Source organism: Acinetobacter sp. NIOH-H-8 (assembly GCF_046635365.1).
Lineage (GTDB): Bacteria > Pseudomonadota > Gammaproteobacteria > Pseudomonadales > Moraxellaceae > Acinetobacter.
On record NZ_JBHDVN010000335.1, the window covers coordinates 1 to 394 of the forward strand.

The window sequence follows — 394 nt, forward strand, 5'->3', positions numbered from 1 at the left end:
CCGCTGGGATAATCTGATCCCCACCTAGGGTAATAATAAACGCCCTCATCATCGTCGTTGAAGACCTCGTTGACCAGCATGCCCCCCCCAAAGGCGAGCCAGCCCGTCAAGACCATATCACCGCGGGCGTATTAATCATAGTTGTCGTGATCGTCATGTTCCACCACTGTCGTGGTCGTTGTCGCAGGCACGGTCGTTGTCGTGGTTGCTGTGGTCACCGGTGCGGGAGCTGGCCCGGCAGCTGGCGGGCTATAGACAGCGCTCGGGTCGTATTGTGGGACATAAACGACGTCAGGGTTGGCTGGCGCAATGGTGACTATCTGCTGATTGTTCTGCTCATCCTTGGCCAATTTCATCTGCTCCGAGTCTTTGAGGTTGCCGAACTCCATTGCTT

At 56.1% G+C, this 394-nt stretch carries 1 protein-coding gene; it reads right to left on the reverse strand.

Features of this window, described 5'->3' with window-relative positions:
• Positions 1 to 131 precede the first annotated feature (131 nt).
• The coding region (locus tag ACEWB7_RS18525) for a DUF3300 domain-containing protein (protein ID WP_411581165.1) at positions 132 to 394 on the reverse strand (263 nt) is incomplete at its 5' end.